Here is a 2,145-nt window from a genome sequence, read left to right as displayed (position 1 = left end):
ATTGAACAAAAAGTGCGGCTGCACCTGTGATTTAAGCAGGTTCAGTTCGGCCTGGCTTTTTTGAATCATAATCTCTTCCGTTTGCTGCTTTAGCTTAAAATAAGCTATCGCTATGCGAAAGATCAGGCTCATAATGAAAATGAGCACTCCGCCCGAAACGTAATTAATGATGGCTTTTTGACTGATATGCTCTGGTGTTTTTGCAAAAAAGGTATTATAAATAAGCAGCGTTGAATAACCCCGGAGCACACCCGTTGCCACTAAAAAAATGATGACAAGTAATACATACCAAACATATTTTTCCTTTTGGTAAAATACAGGATACAGGAAGAGGATGTTACCATATATGATAGCTGCGTAAAACGTAGTGTTAACAATGGTATAAACAGCCGATTGGCCTGCTCCATCCATCGGCAGATAAGAAAAAAATAGCAACAGCGACACCGCTAACCATATCAAAAGCTGGAGTTGTGTAATGGATGGGCGGGTTTTAAATAGTTGCATTTTTAAAATTACTAAGCTTTTTGTTTGTGGATGCCGGTTTTAAATAGTTGCCGGCATTTATTCAATAAATGGCACTAACTGTTCAATAAGTTGGTCTTCAGGTATATTATTGAATAAATACAGTAGTAGGCTAAAAAGAACGCGGCAATGGTTTAACCGGTTTCATCGGATGGTTGATAAAAGGCAGTTTTGAATTGTTAACAGAAATGCATCCTTATCAAACCATCAAATTATCATGAAAACCGAACAATTAGCCGAAAAATTAGTAGCCGTAAGCCTTAGCTTGTTGCTGCTGCTATCGCATACGCCTAAAGTATTTGCTCAAACTGATACCATCCGTGTAAAAGACAAACGCCTGCTAACATCGGCGCTTAAACCCGGGTTAAAGCAATACCTCGTGTATTTTCAAAATACAAAGGACAACCGAAGCTTGAAATTTTGGCTTTGGCTGCGCGATATAAACCTCGAAACCCGTAACGGTGAAAAGGTATTTACCATAACCCAGCACTGGTATGGCAGCGATAGCTTATCATACCGTTCCATTTATTCCGTTAATAAAGTACCTGATTTCGCGCCGATTTATCATTCAGAAACCATCGGCAAAAAAACAAAGGCCTTTAACTGGGCTGCCGATAAAGTGATAAGTGCCGACACCGTTGCCAATAACGAGGCTAAGAACTTTAAGCTTGATTTTACCTTCGCCAACTTTAACTGGAATTTAGACATTGAAACCTTCGAGATGTTACCGCTTGCCAAAGGCAAAAGTTTTGCTATCCCTTTTTATGAGGCCGGGATCCCTGCGCCGCTTTATGTGTTGTACAAAGTAACCGGCAGCGAGTTAATTACTACATTGGATGGTAACAAAGTTGATTGCTGGAAGCTATATAACGAAAGCGATTACAATGGCCGCCATTTTACCGAAACCTACTGGATCAGTAAAAAGAACCATGAGTTTTTAAATGAGGAGGATTCTTTTGGAGGAGGTTATCGCTACAAAATAAAAATAATGGGTGCCGCGACTAACCTGCTGCCCAGGTTTGCGAAATAAAATACATTAAAAGAATATACCAATCCTCTGAAAAACAGCCGGGGCTATGATACTAAAATCATAGCCCCAGCCTTTGGTATAAGCAGTTAATAGTTTACTGATTCAACCCAAATGCTTCCCAGCCCGATGCGGTAGCCCGGTTACAGGTCATGGCCTGCGTTCCGTTTTCGCTGGAAATGAATTTGCCGTTGTTGCCGCGCAACGTTATTTTTCCGTCGGTGGTAACTATCCAGTCAAATTTTTCCCAGTCGCTTGGCGTGGTGCGGTTACAGGTGATGGCTTGTGTGCCGTTTTCTGACGAAACATATTTACCCATGCTGCGCAGGTAGATTTTGCCGTTGCCTGCGTCAAGAACGGTGAAATGTTCCCAGTCGCCGGCGACGGTGCGGGTGCAGGTCATAGCCTGCGTGCCGTTTTCGCCGCTTACATATTTACCATTAAAGCCTTTAAGCGATATTACAGTGCCTATTGGAGGAGCTGGCGGAGGATTGGTAGTTCCGCCGGTAATAATAGTGTTCATGGCCGAAAGCAGAGAGTTGGCACCTGAAGCGTCGCCGCCCAAATCCCAGATCATCATGCCCCCTGCCTGGTTA

3 protein-coding genes are annotated in these 2,145 nt (G+C 42.8%); 1 reads left to right on the top strand and 2 read right to left on the bottom strand.

Features of this window, described 5'->3' with window-relative positions; translation table 11 throughout:
• The coding region (locus VF500_RS17270) for a hypothetical protein (RefSeq protein WP_330860875.1) at positions 1 to 504 on the bottom strand (504 nt) is incomplete at its 3' end.
• 235 nt (positions 505 to 739) lie between these two features.
• On the opposite strand from VF500_RS17270, the gene VF500_RS17265 reads away from it, so the two are divergent.
• Positions 740 to 1,552 (top strand): hypothetical protein, encoded by an 813-nt coding sequence (locus VF500_RS17265; protein ID WP_330860874.1) that lies wholly within the window; start codon positions 740 to 742, stop codon positions 1,550 to 1,552.
• 94 nt (positions 1,553 to 1,646) lie between these two features.
• Here the strand turns inward: VF500_RS17265 and VF500_RS17260 are convergent.
• Positions 1,647 to 2,145: hypothetical protein (locus tag VF500_RS17260; RefSeq protein ID WP_330860873.1), on the bottom strand; the 499-nt coding region annotated here is incomplete at its 5' end.

The organism is Mucilaginibacter sp. (genome assembly GCF_036383575.1).
Lineage (GTDB): Bacteria > Bacteroidota > Bacteroidia > Sphingobacteriales > Sphingobacteriaceae > Mucilaginibacter.
The sequence above is the reverse complement of the archived record's forward strand: the minus strand, read 5'-3'. Positions and strand labels throughout refer to the sequence as shown.

Coding starts and splice junctions, on each gene's coding strand:
- VF500_RS17265 (WP_330860874.1), top strand. CDS start 740: ATGAAAACCGAACAATTAGCCGAAAAATTAGTAGCCGTAAGCCTTAGC.